This window comes from Propionivibrio limicola, from assembly GCF_009469695.1.
Lineage (GTDB): Bacteria > Pseudomonadota > Gammaproteobacteria > Burkholderiales > Rhodocyclaceae > Propionivibrio > Propionivibrio limicola.
Genome location: NZ_SSSR01000002.1, coordinates 132,254 through 151,496, shown reverse-complemented (window position 1 = coordinate 151,496; position 19,243 = coordinate 132,254). Strand labels below are relative to the sequence as shown.

Here is a 19,243-nt window from a genome sequence, read left to right as displayed (position 1 = left end):
AAAAGAAAGATTCATCATGAAAAAACACCCCCAGGAAATTTCCCTGAAATATCTGCAATTGCTCGCCGAGCGATATCCGTCGATCCAGGCCGCCTCAACCGCCATCATCAACCTCTCGGCACTACTGAAGCTGCCCAAGGGCACTGAACACTTCCTCTCCGACATCCACGGCGAGCACGAAGCCTTCGCCCACGTTTTGCGCAACGGTGCCGGTTCGATCTGGCGCAAGATCGAAGAGACATTCTCAAACTCGATGACCAAGCCGGAGCGCCGCAATCTGGCAACGCTCATTTACTACCCCGAGCAAAAAACGCCCCTGATGCTGCAAACCGTTGCCGACGCCGACGAGTGGAGCCGGATCACGCTCGTCCGCCTCGTTCAGCTCTGCCGTCTCCTGACGGCAAAATATCGACGGCGCACGGTGCGCAACTTCCTCCCCCAGCATTTCGCGGAAACCATCGAGGAATTGCTGTACGACCAGCAAGGCGTGGAATTCAAGGAAGCGTACTACCAGAATCAGATCGACACGATCGTATCGACCGGCAGCGCCCAGATGCTCATCACCGCGCTTGCCGAACTGATCCAGCGGCTCGCCGTCGAACGCTTGCACATCATCGGCGACATTTACGACCGCGGCCCCGGCGCCCACCTCATTCTCGACACGCTGACGGACTACCATCAGGTCGACATCCAGTGGGGCAACCACGACATCCTGTGGATGGGCGCCGCGGCAGGCAGCGACGCCTGTATCGCCAACGTCATCCGCTTCTGTCTGCGCTACGGCAACATGGAAACGCTGGAGAACGGCTACGGCATCAGCCTGCTCCCGCTCGTCTCGTTCGTTCTCGACACGTACAAGGACGATCCGTGCGAGCTATTCACGCCGAAGGTGCCCAAAGACGGCAACTTCACCGATCAGGAAGTCCGGCTCATGGCACAAATGCACAAGGCCATGGCCATCATCCAGTTCAAACTGGAAAGCCAACTCATCAAGCGCCGCCCGCATTACCGCATGGACGCCCGGCTGTTGCTCGACAAGATCGACTTCGCCCGCGGCGTCATTACCCTCGATGGCACCGAGCACCCATTGCTCGACACGCACTTCCCGACGATCGACCCGGCGCAGCCCGACGCGCTGACCGAAGGCGAGCAGACGGTCATGAACAAGCTCATGCTGTCCTTCACCAACAGCAAAAAGCTGCAACAGCACGTCCGCTTCCTGTTCTCGAAGGGGAGCCTCTATCTCGTGCATGACGGCAACCTGCTCTTCCACGGCTGCATCGCCATGGACGACGACGGGCAATTCCGCGGTTTCGATGTCGATGGCCAAAGCTTTGCCGGCCGCCACTTCCTCGACCGGATGGATCGCTTGGCCCGGCAAGGCTATTTCGCCACCGACAACCCGGAGCAGAAGCAGTACGGGATGGACGCCATGTGGTTCCTCTGGTGCGCCCCGCAGTCGCCGCTGTTCGGCAAGGAAAAGATGGCCACTTTCGAACGTTATTTCATCGCCGACAAAGCCACGCACGCCGAAAAGCGCAACCCCTACTACAACCTGCGCGACTCGGAAGACAGCGCCCGCAAGATCCTCGCCGAATTCGGCCTGAATCCGAACACCGGCCACATCATCAATGGGCACGTCCCGGTCAAGGTGTTCAAGGGAGAAAGTCCGATCAAGGCCAACGGCAAGTTGATCGTCATCGACGGCGGATTCTCGCGCGCCTACCAAAAAGAGACCGGCATCGCCGGCTACACGCTGATTTCCAACTCACGCGGTTTGCTGCTTGCCGCCCACCAGCCGTTCGAATCGACGCAAAAAGCCATTTTCGAGGAACACGATATCGACAGCGAGACCGAGATCATCCACACCTACCCGCACCGGATGCTTGTCGGCGACACCGACCGGGGCGCCAAGATAAAGGAACAAATCGAAGAACTGCACGCCCTGCTGAACGCGTACCGGGAAGGGATGCTCAAGGAACGCTGCCCGCAATAGGCGAGGCTCACCGGGCTCGCTGAATCGGATCCGTAGCGGGGCCGGTTATCCGGCCCCGCTGACCTACGCTACGAGATCAAAGCTTACTTTCCCCGCACTTTGGCAATTTCCGCGAACAGTTCCCGCGCCAGACCTTCGCCATACTCTTTCGCATACTTTTCGGTCACCGGCTTTACTTTCTCGCGCATTCGGACGACTTCACCCGCTGTCAGTTCGTTCACCGTCATCTTCGATTTCAGGAAAACCAACTGGCGCGCTGTGTTCTCCAAGGATAGCTCGCGCTGGAAGGCGGTCGCCTCAACGACGGCTTCGCTAATCACCTTGCGTTCCTCTGGCGTCAATTTTTCCCACGCCTTCTTGCTCATTAACAACGACTGCGGCGTATAGGTGTGCCGCGTCAGCGACAGGTATTTCTGATGCTCATAGAATTTCGCCGAGGCGATGTTGTTGATTGGCTGCCCAGCCCCATCGACCGACTTTTTGAGCAGTGCGTTATAGAGCTCGGGATAGGCCATCGGAACCGGTTCCCCGCCGAGCGCCTTGATGAAGTCAATCGAGATCGGCGTTTCGGTCACCCGGATTTTCAGTCCGCGTAAATCTTCGAACTTGCTTATCGGGCGCTGATTGTTGTGCAGGTGGTAGTAACCCATATCGAAATACGCCAAACCAAGCAGTCCCACCGGCTCAAGCGCTGCATGGATCTTACGTCCCACCGGCCCATCCAGTACTTTAAAGGCCTCCTGCTCATTCTCGAAAAGATAGGGCAGATCGAGCAGACCCGCTTCCTTGGCAAGTCCGACCAGCAGATTGGTGTTCATGATCGCCATATCGACGCCGCCGACCTGCATCGAATAAATCGTTTCCAGATCGCTGCCAAAGGCCGCGTTCGGATACAGCTTGATCCCGAGTTTTCCCTTACTTTTTTGCGCGACCAGATCGGCCAGTTTTTGCGCCCCCTGAAACTGCGGGTTCTTGATGTTATTGGCGTAAGCCAGACGCAAATACCGATCAGGGATTTCAAAACCATGAACGGCAAACGCCGCCATCAGTAGCAAACTCGAAAACAGCTTCAACAATGGATTCTTTGGATTCAATTTCATGACCAGCCCCCCCAGCGCGAAATTGCAGATAACGTTGTCCGACAACCAGACCACAGAGAAAACGACCCTGATGCGACAAGCGCCCCGCTCCTGAACAGGAGGGGGCGCTTTTTTAATCACACTGCACAGGCAGTGTTCAACCGGCGATTAGTTCTTGGCTTTACGAACCTTGGCGATTTCGGCGAACAATTCCTTCGCCAGCGCCTCGTTGTATTCCTTGGCGAACTTCTCAACGACCGGCTTCGTCTTTTCCTTCATGCGGGCGATTTCAGCCGGCGAAACTTCGTTGATCTTGGTCGTCCGCTTCAACTCGACCAGGCTCTCCGCCGATTTCTTCAGCGACATCTGGCGCTGGGCGTCGGCCGCTTCTTTCGCCGCTTCCTGCATCAGATTCTTCTCGTCAGCCGAAAGCTTTTCCCACGTTTTTTTGCTCAGGAGCAGCGACTGCGGCGTGAAGGAATACTTGTTGATCGAGTAGAACTTTTGCACTTCGCCGATCTTGCCGAAGATCATGTTGAGCGGGGGCTGGCCGCCACCATCCACAACGTTCTGCTCCAGCACGGTGTACAACTCCGAGTAGGGAATCGGCACCGGGTTGCCGCCGAGCGCGGCCATCGTCTCGATCGAGATCGGTGTTTCGGTGACGCGCATCTTCAGGCCCTGCATGTCTTCGAGCTTGGTGATCGGACGCTTGCTGTTATGCAGGTTGTAGTAGCCCATGTCGAAATAGCCCAGCCCGATCAGACCCTTCGGCTCCAGCGCCGCGTGGATTTTCTTGCCGACGGCGCTGTCAAGTACGGCGTACGCTTCTTTCTCGCTATCGAAGAGGAACGGCAGGTCCAGCAAGCCGGCTTCCTTGGTTACGCCAACCAGGAGATTGGTGTTCATGACCCCCATATCGACGATACCGCCTTGCATCGCCGATACAACCTGCAGATCCTTGCCGAGCGTCGCACCGCCAAAGACCTTGACCTTGATCTTGCCGCCGCTCTTCTGCGCGACCAGCTCGGAGAACTTCTGTGCTCCATCGTACTGGGGGTTGCCCGGCGTCGCTGCACAGGCAATGCGCAGCGTGCGATCCTTGATATCAGCGGCGTTCGCCGTGACTGCCGACAACATCAACCCACACGCGGCCATCGCCGCAAAAACGCCTTTCATTGCTTTAACCACGATTTGCTTCTCCTGAGTAATGGAAAGTACACCCCAAAACCTCTCGCAGCCGTCCCCCAACATCCCATTGGCCCCCTCGATAGCACGCCCCAATCGATTCATCACAAGCAGCAACTTTGCGTTTTGGATCAATCGTCCGGCGTAACGCCGACTGCGAAAGTGAGGCAACTATAGAGACAGGACAAACATCCTGTAAATCGCATGTTTCGGATAATCAATATTCTTTTTTTGAGATGAAAACAACCTTAAATCAGGGAGGATCACAGCGCTGAGGGCAGAGCAAAAAAAACGCCGCTCGAAAGAGCGGCGCCAAACCTTCCTAAGGAGAAACAGATACTTGGTCTTACTTCTTCGCGCCCCGTACCTTGGCGATCTCGGCAAACAATTCCTTGGCCAAGGGTTCGTTATATTCCTTGGAGAATTTGTCAATGACCGGCTTGGTGGCGTCACGCATGCGCGCGATTTCAGCGGACGAAACCTCGTTAACCTGCGTCGTCTTCTTCAGCTCAACCAGGCTTTCGGCCGACTTCTTCTGCGACTGCTGACGGTGGAAATCGACCGCTTCCTTGACGGCTTCCTGGAAGATTTTCTTCTCATCCGCCGACAGGCTGTCCCACACCTTCTTGCTCATCAGCAACGACTGTGGCGTGTAGGAATAGCGGTTGATCGAGTAGAACTTCGAAACCTCGCCGAACTTGGTATAAACCATGTTGATCGGGGGTTGGCCACCGCCATCGACGATCTTCTGTTCCAGCACGGTGTAGAGCTCGGCGTAAGGAATCGGCACCGGGTTGGCGCCCATGGCCGCCATCGTCTCGATCGAGATCGGCGTTTCCGTCACGCGCATCTTGAGGCCCTTCATGTCCTCCAGCTTCGTGATCGGGCGCTTGTTGTTGTGGATGTTGTAATAGCCCAGTTCAAAGTAACCCAGACCGACGAGTCCTTTCGGCTCCAGTGAGGCGTGGATTTTCTTCCCAACGGCGCCATCGAGAACCGTATAGGCCTCTTTCTCGTTCTCGAACAGAAACGGCAGATCGAGCAAGCCGGTTTCCTTGGCCACGCCGACCAGCAGGTTGGTACTCATGACCGCCATGTCGATGACGCCGCCCTGCATCGACGACGTCACCTGGGTATCCTTACCCAAGGTCGCTCCGCCGAAAACCTTGATCTTGATTTTCCCGCCTGTTTTTTGGCCGACCACCTCTGCCAGTTTTTGTGCACCTTCGAATTGCGGATGCCCGGGGTTATTCGCAATCGCGATCCGCATATTCCGCTCTTTAATATCAGCGGCATTAGCCGTAACTGCCGAAACCATCAACCCGCATGCAGCCATCGCTGCAAAAACACCTTTGACAATCTTGACCACAGTTTTCCCCTAATTTATTGACTACAGATCAGCCTGCAGAGGCCGCCCAGTTCAAGCCGGGTTTTCCGCCCGGTTGGGAAACAATCTAAGCCCGCCCAATCAATTTGTAAAATTAATATACTTAATTCCCAGCATAAAATACGCTTATAGCCATATTGTTTCAGCCAGGAAGTCTTCAGAGAGAACCAACGGCTATGAAAGAGCTCTTCAACGCCAGTCATTATCTTGACATCCGTGATCTGCAGTTGATTGACATCCTCTACGCGACCCGGAGCGTTACCCAGACGGCAGAAATTCTTGGGCAAACCCAACCCGCCGTCAGTATCGGACTGAAACGCATCCGGGAGCGGGTCAATGACCCACTGTTTGTCAAAACATCCGAAGGCATGAGCCCGACGCCCCGCGCCGACGAATTGGTCGTCAAGGGTCGCCAAGTGATCGAAACAGTCCGCCAACTCTGTGATCAGACGCCCACCTTCGACCCGCAGACATCCCAACGCATATTCAGGATTTGCGTTCCCGATGCCGCACAAATCACGCTGCTGCCGAAGATTCTCCAACACACGCGCGTTCACGCTCCCAACGTGCAGATCGAGGCACTTCCAATCGATGACGAAACAGCCGCCCGATTGGGGAGTGGGGAGGCCGATCTGGCGTTCGGCGGCTTTGTTCCCAAAATGAATGACGAGTTTTACCAGCAGGCCTTGTACGAGCAGGATTACATCTGCCTCGTCAGCCCACGCCACCCCCGCATCGGCGACCATTTGACGCTGGAAGACTACCAGCGCGAAGCCCACGTCACTGTCAGTTACGGCGGAAGCAATGCCATCGTCAGCGGCGAGATGAAGCGGCTCAACATCGAACGGAAGATTCTCCTGTCCCTTCCGGGCTTTCTTGGCGTATCACGCGTCGTCGCGGTCACCGACATGATCACAACGCTGCCCCGGCAGATCGGCGAAGACTTGGCAGAATTGACCGGATTGCGCGTCGTGAATTGCCCGGTTCCCCTTCCCATCTACAAGGTGAAACAATACTGGCACCCCCGTTATCACCTCGACCCGGGAAATCAGTGGCTGCGAAAATTGTGCGCGCTGACGGCCCAAACGCCCCCAGCCAAGCCCTGACCGGGGAACCCGGAGACGCCGAGCCGCACAAATTCCATATCAAGTTTCAACGCCGGACAACACTATGAACTTTCTTGCCCACGCCTTGCTCGCCGGGGATGCCGACACCGACCAGATCGGCGGGCTCATGGGCGACTTCGTCAAAGGCCCGTTGCCGGCCGGGCTGCCCCCCGCCCTTGCCTCGGGCGTCGCCCTGCACCGGGCCATCGACAGTTTTGCCGAACAGCACGACGCGTTTATCGCCAGTCGCGCCAGAATCAGCCCCCTCCGTCGCCGCCTCAGCGGAGTGCTGGTGGATATGTTCTATGACCACCTGCTCGCCCGTGACTGGACACTCTACGGCAGCGGCCCACTTGACGAATACACGTGCCAGCTCTATGCCGCGCTTCAAAATCATGTCGGCCATTTTTCGCCCAAAGCGCGTGAAGTGGCCGACAAGATGCGGACAAACGACTGGCTCGGCAGCTATCGGGAATCGGCCATGATCGGCCACGCCATCGACCGCATGGCGAACTATCGTCTGCGCCGCCCCAATCCGTTAGGCGGCGGCATTGAAGAGTTTCTCGCCAACGAGCACGGCTTCGAAGCCGATTTCCGCGCCTTTCTCCCCGACGCCATTGCTTTCGCCGCCCGCTGGCGTTCCGCGCGTGACGCTGGAATCAGCCGTAGCTGAATCCGGAACGTACACTGCACGCCCCCGCTTATGAGGAATGCCGATGAGTCGGCTGGCTCACATGATGTGTCTGCGCGGCGACTTGCGCATGGTGCCCGCCACGCAGCGCATCGTGAAGCCCCGGGTAGTGTGGAATTGTTTGCGGCAACAACGAGCCCGCAACCATGCCGAATATGCTGGCGAGCAATCCGGCCAGATGTGCCGGAATCAACGGATCCGCCGGGCCGACGATCAGGATGGCGAGCCAGGTACTGACACCGAGAAAAATCGAAGCGAGCGCCCCTTGGTTGGTCGAGCGACGCCAATAGACACCACCGACAAGCGGCACAAACGCCATCACGAGCGTGATCTGGTAGGCATTCTCAACCATTTCGAAAATGGTCGCATCGGAGTGCATGGCATACACAGTGACCAAGATCGTGAAGATCAGCGTCACGACGCGCATCCAGAGCAGCAGTTGCCGGTCGGACATGCGCGGCGCCAACGGCCGCAGGATGTTCTCGGTAAACGTAACGGATGGCGCAAGCAATGTCGCCGACGCGCAGCTCTTGATCGCGGACAGCAAAGCGCCGAAGAACACAATCTGGGCAACCAGCGGCGCCTTGTCGATGATCAGACGCGGCAGGATCATCTGGTGGTCGCTGTCGATCAGGCTGCTCACCATTTCCGGGTCGATCAGGGTGGCCGAATAAGCAAGGAACATCGGAATGAAGGCAAACAGCAGGTAGAGACTCCCGCCAAGGATGGATCCCCAGATGGCGATCTTCTCGGTCTTGGACGACTGGACGCGCTGAAAGACGTCCTGCTGCGGAATCGACCCCAGCATCAAGGTAATCCAGGCGGCGACAAAGCCGATGATTTCCTTGGCATCCAGCGCTGGCCAGAACTCAAACTTGCCCGCCGCCGCCGCGTGGCTGACGACGACCCCGACGCCCCCCGCCATATCACTGACCTCGGCTCCAATCCAGACCATCCCGACGACAATGACGATCATCTGCAGAAAATCGGTGATCGCAATCGCCCACATCCCGCCGAACAGCGTGTAGATGAGAATGGTGCTGGAGCCGATCCACATGCCGGCGACCTTGCTGATTTCACCGCCGGAAACGACGTTGAAAACGAGACCGAGGGCGGTAATCTGCGCGCCCACCCAGCCGAGGTAGGAAATGATGATGGCGATCGTCGTCAGCGTCTCCGCCGACCGGCCGTAACGCTTGCGATAGAAGTCGCCGATCGTCAGCAGGTTCATTCGGTAGAGCGGCGCGGCAAAGAAAATACCGACCAGAATCAGACACATGGAGGCGCCGAACGGATCGGCGACAACGCCTTTGAGACCTTCCTTCAGGAACGTCGCGGGAACGCCAAGGACGGCTTCGGAACCGAACCAGGTCGCGAAAACGGTAGCAGTGACCATGTAGAACGGCAGATGGCGCCCCGCAATCGCGAAGTCCTTCGCCGTATGAACGCGCGTCGCGGCCCAGAGGCCGATACCGACCGAGATGATCCAATAGACGATGACGAACCAGAACAACATGGCGAATGTCTCCGAGGGAATGGCAAATTCAGATTTTCGGGATAAGCCCCGGCGGGGGTGCTTCCAGGTATCCCGAGTTCAAAACCTCCCGGGGACAGGCCGTTGCGGTCTGCGCTCAGCACCACGTTGAAAGCGCGCGTATTCTACTCATCTCCGCCGCCAGTGAAAATCGAAAATTGCAGAAAAACCCTGTGAAAACAACGAAAACCAAACAGCATTAGAAAAACACTCCCGGCGTGTTTTGCCATTCCCCGGCAATGGGTACAGAATGACAATCGTTGCGGTTGGATTTTGAGTAGTCAGTTGCTCTTGGACGGGCATTGCTGCTTTTCGCCCCGGTCAGAGCACATTACAAAATGGGAGAAAACATGGGCCAGAACACCACCGTCAATCTGCGCACCGTCGCCCTCGTCGGCCACGGTGCCGCCGGCAAAACAACGCTCGCCGAAACACTGCTGGCGGCCGCTGGCGCAATCAGCAACCGGGGGACAGTCGAGAAAGGCAATACCGTTCTCGATTTCGATCCGCAAGAAAAAGAACTCGGCCACTCGCTCAATTCGGCATTGGCCAGCCTCGACTGGCAGGGCGCCAGAATTCACATGATCGACACGCCGGGATACCCGGATTTTGCCGGCCAGGCCATTGGCGCCCTGGCCGCCGTCGATACAGCATTGATTGTCATCAATGCCCAGACCGGCATCGAACTCTCCACCGAACGCATGATGAAACAGGCGGCCGTGCGCAACCTGTGCCGCATGATCGTGATCAACAAGATCGACGCCGACAATATCGACCTGCCGAAGCTGGTCAATGAAATACGCGAGCGTTTCGGGCGCGAGTGCATGTTGCTCGACCTGCCGGCGCATCACGGCGAGGGTGTCATCGAACTCTTGGGACACGATGCCGGCGACAGCGACTTCGACTCCGTGACCGCCAGCCATCGCGCCCTGATCGATCAGATCGTCGAGGAAGACGAAGATTTGCTGGCGCGTTACCTCGACGAGGGCAGCGACCCCGGCGTGGACGAACTGCACGCGCCCTTCGAAAAGGCGCTGCGGGCCGGTCACCTCATCCCGATTCTGTTTGTATCCGCGAAGACCGGAGCCGGCATCCCGCAGTTGCTCGACGTACTGGCCAAGCTGGCGCCCAATCCGCTGGAGGGCAACCCGCCCGCCTTCTATCGGGGCGAACCCGACGACGCCGAAAGCGTCCCGTTCGAGGCCGAGCCTGACCCCGACAAACACGTGCTGGCCCATGTCTTCAAGATTGTCAGCGACCCGTTTGTCGGCAAACTGGGAATTTTCCGCGTCCATCAGGGAACCATTCGCAAAGACTCCCAGCTTTTCGTTGGTGATGCCCGGCGCCCGTTCAAAGTCGGTCACCTCTACCGGCTGCAGGGCAAGGAAAACATCGAGGTCGACGAGTTGATCCCCGGCGAAATCGGCGCAATTGCCAAGGTGGACGAAATCGAATTCGACTGCGTTCTGCACGATTCGCACGAAGAGGACCACATCCACCTGAAGCCGCTCGAATTCCCATTGCCGATGCAGGGGCTGGCCGTCGAAACCAAGCGCAAGGCCGATGAGCAACGCCTGTTCGACGTACTGCACAAACTCGAGATTGAAGACCCATGCTTCAAGGTCGAGCGGCATCCAACCACGAACGAAACGGTGATTCGCGGCCTCGGCGAGATGCACCTGCGTGCGAAACTGGCGCGCATGGCCCAGCAATACAAGATCGAACTCAACACCAAGCCGCCGCAGATCGCCTACCGCGAAACCGTCACCAAGTTGGCTGAAGGCCATTGCCGGCACAAGAAGCAGAGCGGCGGCGCCGGACAGTTCGGCGAGGTCGCGCTGCGCGTCGAACCGCTCGAACGTGGCGCCGGATTCGAATTCGTCGATATCGTCAAAGGTGGAGCGATCCCCGGCGTCTTCATGGCGTCCGTGGAGAAAGGCGTGCGACAAGCGCTGGAGGATGGCGTGGTCGGCGGGTTCCCGGTGCACGACATTCGCGTCACCGTTCATGACGGGAAATCGCACTCGGTCGACAGCAAAGACATTGCCTTCTTTACCGCCGGACGCAAAGCCACGATCGAAGCAATTCGGGCAGCCACACCGATCATTCTGGAACCCGTCGTCGACATTGTCGTGCAGGCGCCAGAATCGGCGGTCGGCGATCTGTCGGGCGACCTTTCCGGCCGTCGCGGCCAGGTGACGGGCACCCAACCGCTGAGCGGCGGCACGCTCTCGATCAGCGGCAAGGTTCCGCTCGCTGAACTCGACGACTATCAGGGTCGCTTGAAATCGCTGACCGGCGGACAGGGATCGTTCAGCATCGACTTTTCACACTATGCGCCGGTGCCGGCAACGACACAGCAACAGCTGGCTTCCCAGCACAAAACAGTCGGAATTGATGACGAGCAGTAACGAACCCGGCTCGATTGAGCTTCAGCCGATCTAACTAACAGGCCATCGCCAATGCCCCCAATGCCCCAACTCCGGGGCATTGGTTTTTCAGCTAGCGAGCGTTGCTCGACGCGCCAGCTGACCGCTGTTTTGCTGCCTGCTCGAGGCGTGCTTTTTCTGCCAGCACTTTGCTCGCATAACTTCCGCTGGCATCCGACGATCCGGAATAGGACTGCAGCCCCGGAACCAGTCCGCCGCGCCGACGGATGGCCTCTTCCAGAATATGCACACCGACCTTGACGTTGAGCACGGGGTCAAGCAACCCCTGCTCGCTCTCGCCCTCTGGCAATTTATCGAGGTGGAAACGCGGAATGATCTGCATGAGACCACGCGCCCCCATCGAGCTTTCGGCGAACGGGTTGAAGCGCGATTCAATGGCGATGATGGCGACGATGAGCAACGGGTCAATCTGGCGCTCCTTGCCGATCGTCTGGACAGCTTCGAACACCGGCATCATCGCCTCAGGCGAGACGCGGTAACGGCGTTTGACGTAATCCAGCGCCCCCAGCATGCGCGGGCTCAGCGACGGCGATTCACCGGCCGCCGCATCGATGCGGCTGTTCGCTTCTGATTCCGATTGGAACAGGTTAGCGCGCTCCACGGGCAGAAGCCCAGGAAACGTATCGGCAGAATTACTGCCATTGTTCGCAAAAACATTAAAAATACCTGAAGCGAACATCAGGACGGCAACCAGCAAGCCGAGTTGAACAAGATAAAGCGCGGCGTCAGTACTGCGAGCCACGGTGCGTTTTAAAGAGATTGTTGCAGACATGCTCTCTCCTTTTCTCTATTCGCTTTCGACAAAAACATGCCGGGGCAGTCGTTGCCGGAAAGCGTTCGGTTACAGGCGGGTGCAAGGCCCGATTGGGCGAGGAGTAGCGCCGGGCGACGGCACTCCGTGATGCATGGACACAAGCCCTTAAGTGATCAGGGCTGCGTTGAAGAATCCAGACGAGAACTTTTAAGAACGCTGCAAAGTACCAACGTCTGGCGCGAAAGAGCGGCAATCCTATTGATTAATTGGGGTTTTGTCAAACAGGGGGATTTTGGACGGAATTCGGAAGCACATCGCGTAACGTCAAAAACCGTCAATTTATGCCATTTCAAACCGCGAGGAACGCCGTTCGACGGCAACTTTTTAAAGTGCAGAAATTGCCGGCCACAAAATGCAAAAGAGCGCTTTCCGGCGCTCTTTTGCATCCAGCATGGCGCTTCAAAAATCAGAGACGGAAGCGGGAAACCGAGTCGCGCAACTGGTTGGCCAGACTTTCGAGCGATTGCACATTTTCGTTAGCGGCCCGCACCGAGGCGGCCGATTTCTCAACCATTTCGGCAATCCGTTCAACGTTCTGGGCAACGCTGGTGCTGGCCTGACTCTGCTCGGCCGTAGCATTCGCCACTTCCCGCACGTTCCCGAGCGTCGTGGCCGTACCGTCATTGATCTCCCGCAGGGCGGCCGCCGCCGAGGTAGCCATTTCGACGCCGAGCGCCACCTGCGGTGTTACGGACTGCATGCTTTTGACAACCGCTCCGGTGTCAGATTGGACAGCACCAATCATCTGCGTGATTTGATCGGTGGCCTGAGTCGTACGCTCGGCGAGCTTGCGGACTTCATCTGCGACAACCGCAAAGCCGCGCCCCTGCTCGCCCGCCCGGGCCGCTTCGATCGCGGCATTGAGCGCCAGCAAGTTGGTCTGATCGGCAATTTCCTTGATGACGGCGGCGATGCTGTCGATCTCGCGCGAGCGCTCAAGCAGCCCCTCGATCTGCCCTGATGCCTCCTGCACCATTGCCGAGACTCCTGCGATGGTTTCGGACGCCCGATTGACCATCTTTTCCCCGTCCTCGGCGAGTTTGCTCGAGCGATCCGAATTAACCTCAGTCTCGCGGGCACTATTCGAAATATGGTCAATACTGACCGCCAGCTCTTCAACGGCCGCCGCCGTGGAGGCCGTGGCCTCCTCCGAATGGCTGGAGGCTTCGTGAATTTGCTCCATCTGACCCGAAAGTTCGCTCGCCGCGCGCCCCAACTGAGCGGAGCCTGACTGGATGCTTTCGATCATCTGGCGCAGACTGGCTTGCATCCTGGCAATCGACGCCAACAGGCTGTCACCGCTGAAACGGCCGTCAAGTTGCCGGCTCAGATCCCCAGCCGCGATGGCCTGCGCGACCTCCGCAGCGTAGTCGGGTTCTCCGCCGAGTCGCTTGTAGATATTGCGCGCCATGGTAACGGCCAGCCCGACAACGACCGCCAGCATGACGACGCCGAGCGCGATGAGGCTCATCGCCTGTTTCCAGAAGGCAGCATCGACGTCATCCACCCAGGCACCGTAGCCCATCACCCAGTCCCAGCCATCGATTTTTGTCACGCCGAGAATCTTGGGAAGAGTCTGGTCATTACCAGGTTTTTTCACCGCCAGCTCGACAAATCCGTAGGGATTGGTCGAGAGCAGGTCCAGATAGAGCTGGAAGTCCTTTCGACCGTCCGGGCGCGTTTTTCCCCAGTCGACCTGCCCGAGGCCTTCCTTTTGGTTGTCAGGAAGAACCAATGCCATTGCCCCGGTGGTACGCATCCAGATATACGCTGTTTTCCCGTCGCGCAACGTAGACATGGCTTCGATAGCCTTCGCTTGCGCCTCGTCACGGGTCAGCTTGCCTTCCTTCTCAAGCTGTTTGAAGTGATTCACCTGATTTGCCGCGAGCGTAAGTACGGTGCGTATTTCGTTGTGGCGGTCCTCCAGCATGGTTGTCCGCAGCGAATTCAGCGAAAAGCCGGCCATGACAACCAAGCCGATGACGCTGCAAATCACGATGATGGCGAGACGCGTCGAGAGTTTCATTTGTTCTCCATTTGTTTCAAGGGGAATAATTCAGGGCAGGCGCCAGAACCCAGAGGCCTTGCAGAAAAGAATTGGATTTTCCGACCACGCAAAATAACAAGCCCTGTCAAATAGAAAATCCGGGCTAGCACCTATATCTTTTCCCGCAAAACCAAACACGCCAATTATCGGCCAAGGGACAACATTCTTGAGAGTATAAAAACAACACGGCCTCCCGCAGGAGGCCGTGTTGTGCCCGCACAAACCTTGAATCAGAACGGGATATCGTCATCCATGTCGTTGAAATCAGGCGATTTTTTCGCCGGAGCCGGGCGAGAATTGGCTGCGGATGACGGTGCCGACGAGGGCATGCTGCCACCAAACTCGGCTTCACCGCCGGAATAGGCCGAACCGCTCTGGCGTCCGCCGAGCATCTGCATTTCTCTGGCATCGATTTCGGTCGTGTAGCGTTCCTGGCCGTCCTTGTCCTGCCACTTGCGGGTGCGGATGCGGCCTTCAATATAGACTGCTGATCCCTTTTTCAGGTACTGGCCGGCAATTTCCGCAAGCTTGCTACGGAAAACAACACGATGCCACTCGGTGAGTTCCTTCTTCTCACCGGTCACCTTGTCCTTCCAGGACTCAGTTGTCGCCAGACGGATGTTGGCGACTGCATCGCCGTTCGGCATGTAGCGGGTTTCCGGGTCGGCGCCCAGGTTGCCGACGAGAATTACTTTGTTGACCGAAGCCATGTTGCCTCCCTGTTGGATGTTCGAAGCCGGGGATTATATAGAAAGTTTGGGCGACTACTTGCGGCGCACTGCCGGCATGACCATCGTCAGTCCGACCAGCAGCCAAACGACGATCAGCACCGCACTGGTCCACAGGACGCTGGCCGTTCCCACCCGCTGCACCAGGACGCCCCCGAGCAAACCGCCGAGAAACAATCCGAGCGACTGGGTTGTGTTGTAAACGCCAAGCGCGGCGCCTTTCGCATCAGCCGGCGAGAACCGAGCAATCAGCGACGGCTGGGTGGCTTCCAGGATATTGAAAGCAATGAAGAAAAGCAGCAACCAGACAAATTGTGAAAAAGGACCATCAGCAAAAAATGCAAACCCGAGCTGGACAATCAGCAGGAGAACGATCGCCGCATTGAATACGAACTTCATCCGGCCGCGCTTTTCGGCCGCAACGATCGCAGGCGCCAGAAATACGAACGACGCCAGCACGGCCGGCAGGTAGATTTTCCAGAGCTCATCCGCTGGCAGCCCCCCCTCGCCCACCAGAGCAGACGGAAGCCACACCCACATCGCCGTTTGGACAAGGTAGAGAATGAATACCCCAAAATTGATACGCAGCAGCTGCGGATGCTTCACCACTCCGACAAAGCTCGGCCAGCCGGGCTGGCGCGAGGTCGACGGCACATCCTCGATCATCTTGGTGATGACAAAGATGGCCAAGAGCGACAGCGAACCCATCAAGAAGAAAATCCCAGGCATGCCGACCTTGGCATAAAGCAATGGGGCGCCGACCATAGACAAGGCGAACATCAGACCGATTGACGAGCCGATGATGACCATGGTCTTGGTCATCTGCTGCGGCCGCGCCAAGTCAGCGGCCAAGGCCGTCACCGCCACGGAAATAGCCCCCCCGCCTTGCAACACCCGACCGATGATGATTCCATAGATATCGGTAGACAAAGCGGCCACGTAACTTCCTGCCGCAAAAAGGAGCAAGCCGAAAACAATGACAAACTTCCGCCCGAAGCGGTCCGACGCCACGCCATAGACAATTTGCAGCAGCATTTGCGTAAGGCCGTAAGCCCCAAGCGCCAACCCCACCAGAACCATGTTGTTGCCGGACGGCAATTCCCGGGCATACAGCGAGAAAACGGGCAAAATCAGAAAAATCCCCAGCATGCGAAGGGAAAACACAAAGGCAAGCAACAGCGCTGTGCAGCGCTCGTCAACGGTCATAGCGTCTTGGGTCGGAGATAGCATTGGAGGCGGGAAGATGAGATTAAAGGGAAGCAAAAATACCGCGGAACAAGCGCTTCGTTCGCACGGTCGTAATCGGCACGCGAGTTGCGTATATTAACAAGTTTGCTTTTCTCTACCGTCCAATCTCCCCCATGGAAGAATTCAAGGAAATCCGGATTCGCGGCGCGCGCACGCACAACCTGAAGAACATCAACCTCGACCTGCCGCGCAACCGGATGATCGTGATTACCGGCCTGTCCGGGTCCGGCAAGTCCTCGCTCGCGTTCGACACCCTCTACGCCGAAGGCCAGCGCCGTTACGTCGAATCGCTCTCGGCCTACGCCCGCCAGTTCCTGCAGATGATGGACAAGCCCGACGTCGACCTGATCGAGGGCCTCTCCCCGGCCATCTCCATCGAGCAGAAGGCGACCAGCCACAACCCGCGTTCGACGGTCGGCACGGTCACCGAAATCCACGACTACCTGCGTTTGCTGTTCGCCCGAGCCGGTACGCCGTTCTGCCCGGAACACCAGCAGCCGCTCGATTCGCAAACCGTCTCGCAGATGGTCGACCATGTGCTGGCGCTGCCTGCCGAAACCAAGCTGATGATCCTGGCGCCAGTCGTCGCCAACCGCAAGGGGGAACAGGTCGAGCTGTTCACCGAGCTGCGCGCACAAGGCTTCGTGCGCCTGCGCATCGACGGCAAGATTTACGAAATCGACGCATTGCCGAAGCTCGCCAAGACGCAAAAACACACCGTCGACGTCGTCGTCGACCGTCTGAAAGTGCGCGACGACATGCGCCAGCGCCTTGCCGAGTCGTTCGAAACCGCGCTGCGCCACGCCGACGGCCGCGCCATCGCCTACGAAATGGACACCGAGAAGGAGCACCTGTTCTCGGCCAAATTCGCCTGCCCGGTCTGCTCGTATTCGTTGCAGGAACTCGAACCGCGCATTTTCTCTTTCAACAATCCAATGGGCGCCTGTCCGAAGTGCGATGGTCTTGGCGTCATCCAGTTCTTCGATCCGAAGCGCATCGTCGTCCGCCCCGACCTGTCGCTGGCCGCCGGCGCCATCCGCAGCTGGGATCGCAAGAATCAGTTCTACTACCAGTTGCTGACCTCGCTGGCGACGCATTACGGCTTCGACATCGACACGCCTTATCAGGACCTGCCGGCAAACATCCAGCAGATCCTGCTCTACGGCTCCGGCCGCGAAACCATCGCCTTCAACTACACCAACGAACGCGGCAAAATCAGCCAGCGCGAACACACGTTCGAAGGCATCGTCTGCAACTTCGAGCGGCGCTACAAGGAAACCGATTCGACGGCCGTGCGCGAAGACCTCGCCAAGCTGATCAGCAACAAAACCTGCCCGACCTGCAACGGTGCCCGCCTGCGCGAGGAAGCGCGCCACGTGCACATCGGCAGCGGCCCGGATTCGCTGACCCTGCACGAAATCAGCCGTCTGCCATTGAGGGAGGCACGCGACTACTTCCTCAACCTCACGCTCACCGGCAACAAGGCGCAGGTCGCCGAAAAGGTGCTGAAGGAGATCACCATCCGTCTGCAGTTCCTGATCAACGTCGGCCTCGATTACCTTTCGCTCGACCGCTCGGCGGAAACGCTTTCCGGCGGCGAAGCACAGCGCATCCGCCTCGCCTCGCAAATCGGCTCGGGGCTGACCGGCGTCATGTACGTGCTCGATGAACCGTCGATCGGCCTGCATCAACGCGACAACGACCGCCTGCTCGAAACGCTCAAGCACCTGCGCGACATCGGCAACACGGTGATCGTCGTCGAGCACGACGAAGACGCCATCCGCAACGCCGATTACGTCGTCGACATCGGCCCGGGCGCCGGTATCCACGGCGGCGCGATTGTCGCCGAAGGCACGCCACAGCAGGTCGCCGACAACCCGGCGTCGATGACCGGCGACTACCTCTCCGGCCGCCGCCGCATCGCCGCCCCGAGCACGCCACGCCAGCCCGATCCGACGCGCGTATTGAAAGTCGTCGGCGCGCGTGGCAACAACCTCAAGAGCGTTACGCTCGAACTGCCGGTCGGCCTGTTCACCTGCATCACCGGCGTCTCCGGCTCGGGAAAATCGACGCTGATCAACGACACGCTCTACGCTGCCGCGGCCAAGTACCTCTACGGTTCAACAACCGAACCGGCCGAGCACGACGAGATCGTCGGCCTCGACCATTTCGACAAGGTCATCAACGTCGACCAGTCGCCGATCGGCCGCACACCGCGCTCCAACCCGGCCACCTACACGGGCCTACTGACGCCGATCCGCGAACTGTTCGCCGGCGTCCCGGCCGCCCGCGAACGCGGCTACGGCCCCGGCCGCTTCTCGTTCAACGTCAAGGGCGGCCGTTGCGAAGCCTGCCAGGGCGACGGCGTCATCAAGGTCGAGATGCACTTCCTGCCCGACATCTACGTCGCCTGCGATGTCTGCCACGGCAAGCGCTACAACCGCGAAACACTGGAAATCCAGTACAAGGGCAAGAACATCCACGACATCCTGCAAATGACCGTCGAGCAGGCGCGTGAATTCTTCGACGCCGTGCCGGTCATTGCGCGCAAGCTGCAAACGCTCGTCGATGTCGGCCTCTCCTACATCACGCTCGGGCAGGCTGCCACCACACTCTCCGGTGGCGAAGCCCAGCGCGTCAAACTGGCACTCGAACTCTCCAAACGCGACACTGGCCGCACTCTGTACATCCTTGACGAACCGACCACCGGCCTGCACTTCCAGGACATCGAAATGCTGCTCAAGGTGCTGCACCGTCTCGCCGACAACGGCAACACCATTGTCGTCATCGAACACAACCTCGACGTGATCAAAACGGCCGACTGGATCGTCGATATTGGCCCCGAAGGCGGCAATGGCGGCGGACAAATTCTCGTTGCCGGCACACCTCGCCAAATCGCCGACTATCCGGAAAGTCATACCGGGCATTTCCTTAAGCCGTTGTTGCAACGGGGCTAATCGCCGACAACGGCATTG

The 19,243-nt window shown here is 58.3% G+C and carries 13 protein-coding genes; 5 read left to right on the top strand and 8 right to left on the bottom strand.

Going from position 1 to position 19,243, the window contains the following annotated elements:
* Positions 1-16: 16 nt before the first annotated feature.
* On the top strand, positions 17-1,996 hold the full coding sequence (locus GH659_RS02650) for a fructose-1,6-bisphosphatase (protein WP_153109202.1): 1,980 nt from the start codon (positions 17-19) through the stop codon (positions 1,994-1,996).
* Between the two features lie 83 nt (positions 1,997-2,079).
* Here the strand turns inward: GH659_RS02650 and GH659_RS02645 are convergent, their stop codons facing one another.
* The 3 genes from GH659_RS02645 to GH659_RS02635 all read right to left on the bottom strand — a co-directional run bounded on the left by GH659_RS02645 (position 2,080) and on the right by GH659_RS02635 (position 5,533).
* The gene (locus tag GH659_RS02645) at positions 2,080-3,096 is read right to left on the bottom strand and encodes a DctP family TRAP transporter solute-binding subunit (RefSeq protein WP_153109201.1); all 1,017 of its coding nucleotides are present in this window, start codon (positions 3,094-3,096) and stop codon (positions 2,080-2,082) included.
* Between the two features lie 147 nt (positions 3,097-3,243).
* A complete protein-coding gene (locus GH659_RS02640; RefSeq protein WP_170285803.1) occupies positions 3,244-4,266 on the bottom strand; it encodes a DctP family TRAP transporter solute-binding subunit in 1,023 nt (340 codons plus the stop codon).
* 343 nt (positions 4,267-4,609) lie between these two features.
* Complete coding sequence (locus GH659_RS02635; RefSeq protein WP_170285802.1) at positions 4,610-5,533, bottom strand: DctP family TRAP transporter solute-binding subunit; 924 nt, start codon at positions 5,531-5,533, stop codon at positions 4,610-4,612.
* Positions 5,534-5,826: 293 nt separating this feature from the next.
* Between GH659_RS02635 and GH659_RS02630 the strand changes: the two genes are divergently transcribed.
* Positions 5,827-6,756: a LysR family transcriptional regulator gene (locus tag GH659_RS02630; RefSeq protein ID WP_153109198.1), complete on the top strand. Its 930-nt coding sequence runs from the start codon at positions 5,827-5,829 to the stop codon at positions 6,754-6,756.
* Between the two features lie 64 nt (positions 6,757-6,820).
* Positions 6,821-7,429: an acyl carrier protein phosphodiesterase gene (locus GH659_RS02625; RefSeq protein WP_153109197.1), complete on the top strand. Its 609-nt coding sequence runs from the start codon at positions 6,821-6,823 to the stop codon at positions 7,427-7,429.
* A gap of 28 nt (positions 7,430-7,457) precedes the next feature.
* On the opposite strand, the gene GH659_RS02620 is transcribed toward GH659_RS02625, so the two are convergent.
* A complete protein-coding gene (locus GH659_RS02620; protein ID WP_153109196.1) occupies positions 7,458-8,963 on the bottom strand; it encodes a high affinity choline transporter 1 in 1,506 nt (501 codons plus the stop codon).
* A gap of 368 nt (positions 8,964-9,331) precedes the next feature.
* On the opposite strand from GH659_RS02620, the gene fusA reads away from it, so the two are divergent.
* On the top strand, positions 9,332-11,392 hold the full coding sequence (gene fusA / locus GH659_RS02615; protein WP_153109195.1) for an elongation factor G: 2,061 nt from the start codon (positions 9,332-9,334) through the stop codon (positions 11,390-11,392).
* Between the two features lie 91 nt (positions 11,393-11,483).
* Here the strand turns inward: fusA and GH659_RS02610 are convergent, their stop codons facing one another.
* The 4 genes from GH659_RS02610 to GH659_RS02595 form a co-directional block, all read right to left on the bottom strand.
* The gene (locus tag GH659_RS02610; protein ID WP_153109194.1) at positions 11,484-12,203 is read right to left on the bottom strand and encodes a transglycosylase SLT domain-containing protein; all 720 of its coding nucleotides are present in this window, start codon (positions 12,201-12,203) and stop codon (positions 11,484-11,486) included.
* Between the two features lie 448 nt (positions 12,204-12,651).
* A complete protein-coding gene (locus GH659_RS02605) occupies positions 12,652-14,271 on the bottom strand; it encodes a methyl-accepting chemotaxis protein (RefSeq protein WP_153109193.1) in 1,620 nt (539 codons plus the stop codon).
* A 251-nt stretch (positions 14,272-14,522) separates the two neighbouring features.
* On the bottom strand, positions 14,523-15,002 hold the full coding sequence (ssb, locus tag GH659_RS02600; protein ID WP_153109192.1) for a single-stranded DNA-binding protein: 480 nt from the start codon (positions 15,000-15,002) through the stop codon (positions 14,523-14,525).
* Positions 15,003-15,056: 54 nt separating this feature from the next.
* Positions 15,057-16,226: an MFS transporter gene (locus GH659_RS02595; protein WP_153109191.1), complete on the bottom strand. Its 1,170-nt coding sequence runs from the start codon at positions 16,224-16,226 to the stop codon at positions 15,057-15,059.
* Positions 16,227-16,381: 155 nt separating this feature from the next.
* Here GH659_RS02595 and uvrA point away from each other — a divergent pair, with 155 nt between their 5' ends.
* On the top strand, positions 16,382-19,225 hold the full coding sequence (uvrA, locus tag GH659_RS02590) for an excinuclease ABC subunit UvrA (protein WP_153109190.1): 2,844 nt from the start codon (positions 16,382-16,384) through the stop codon (positions 19,223-19,225).
* Positions 19,226-19,243: the final 18 nt, after the last annotated feature.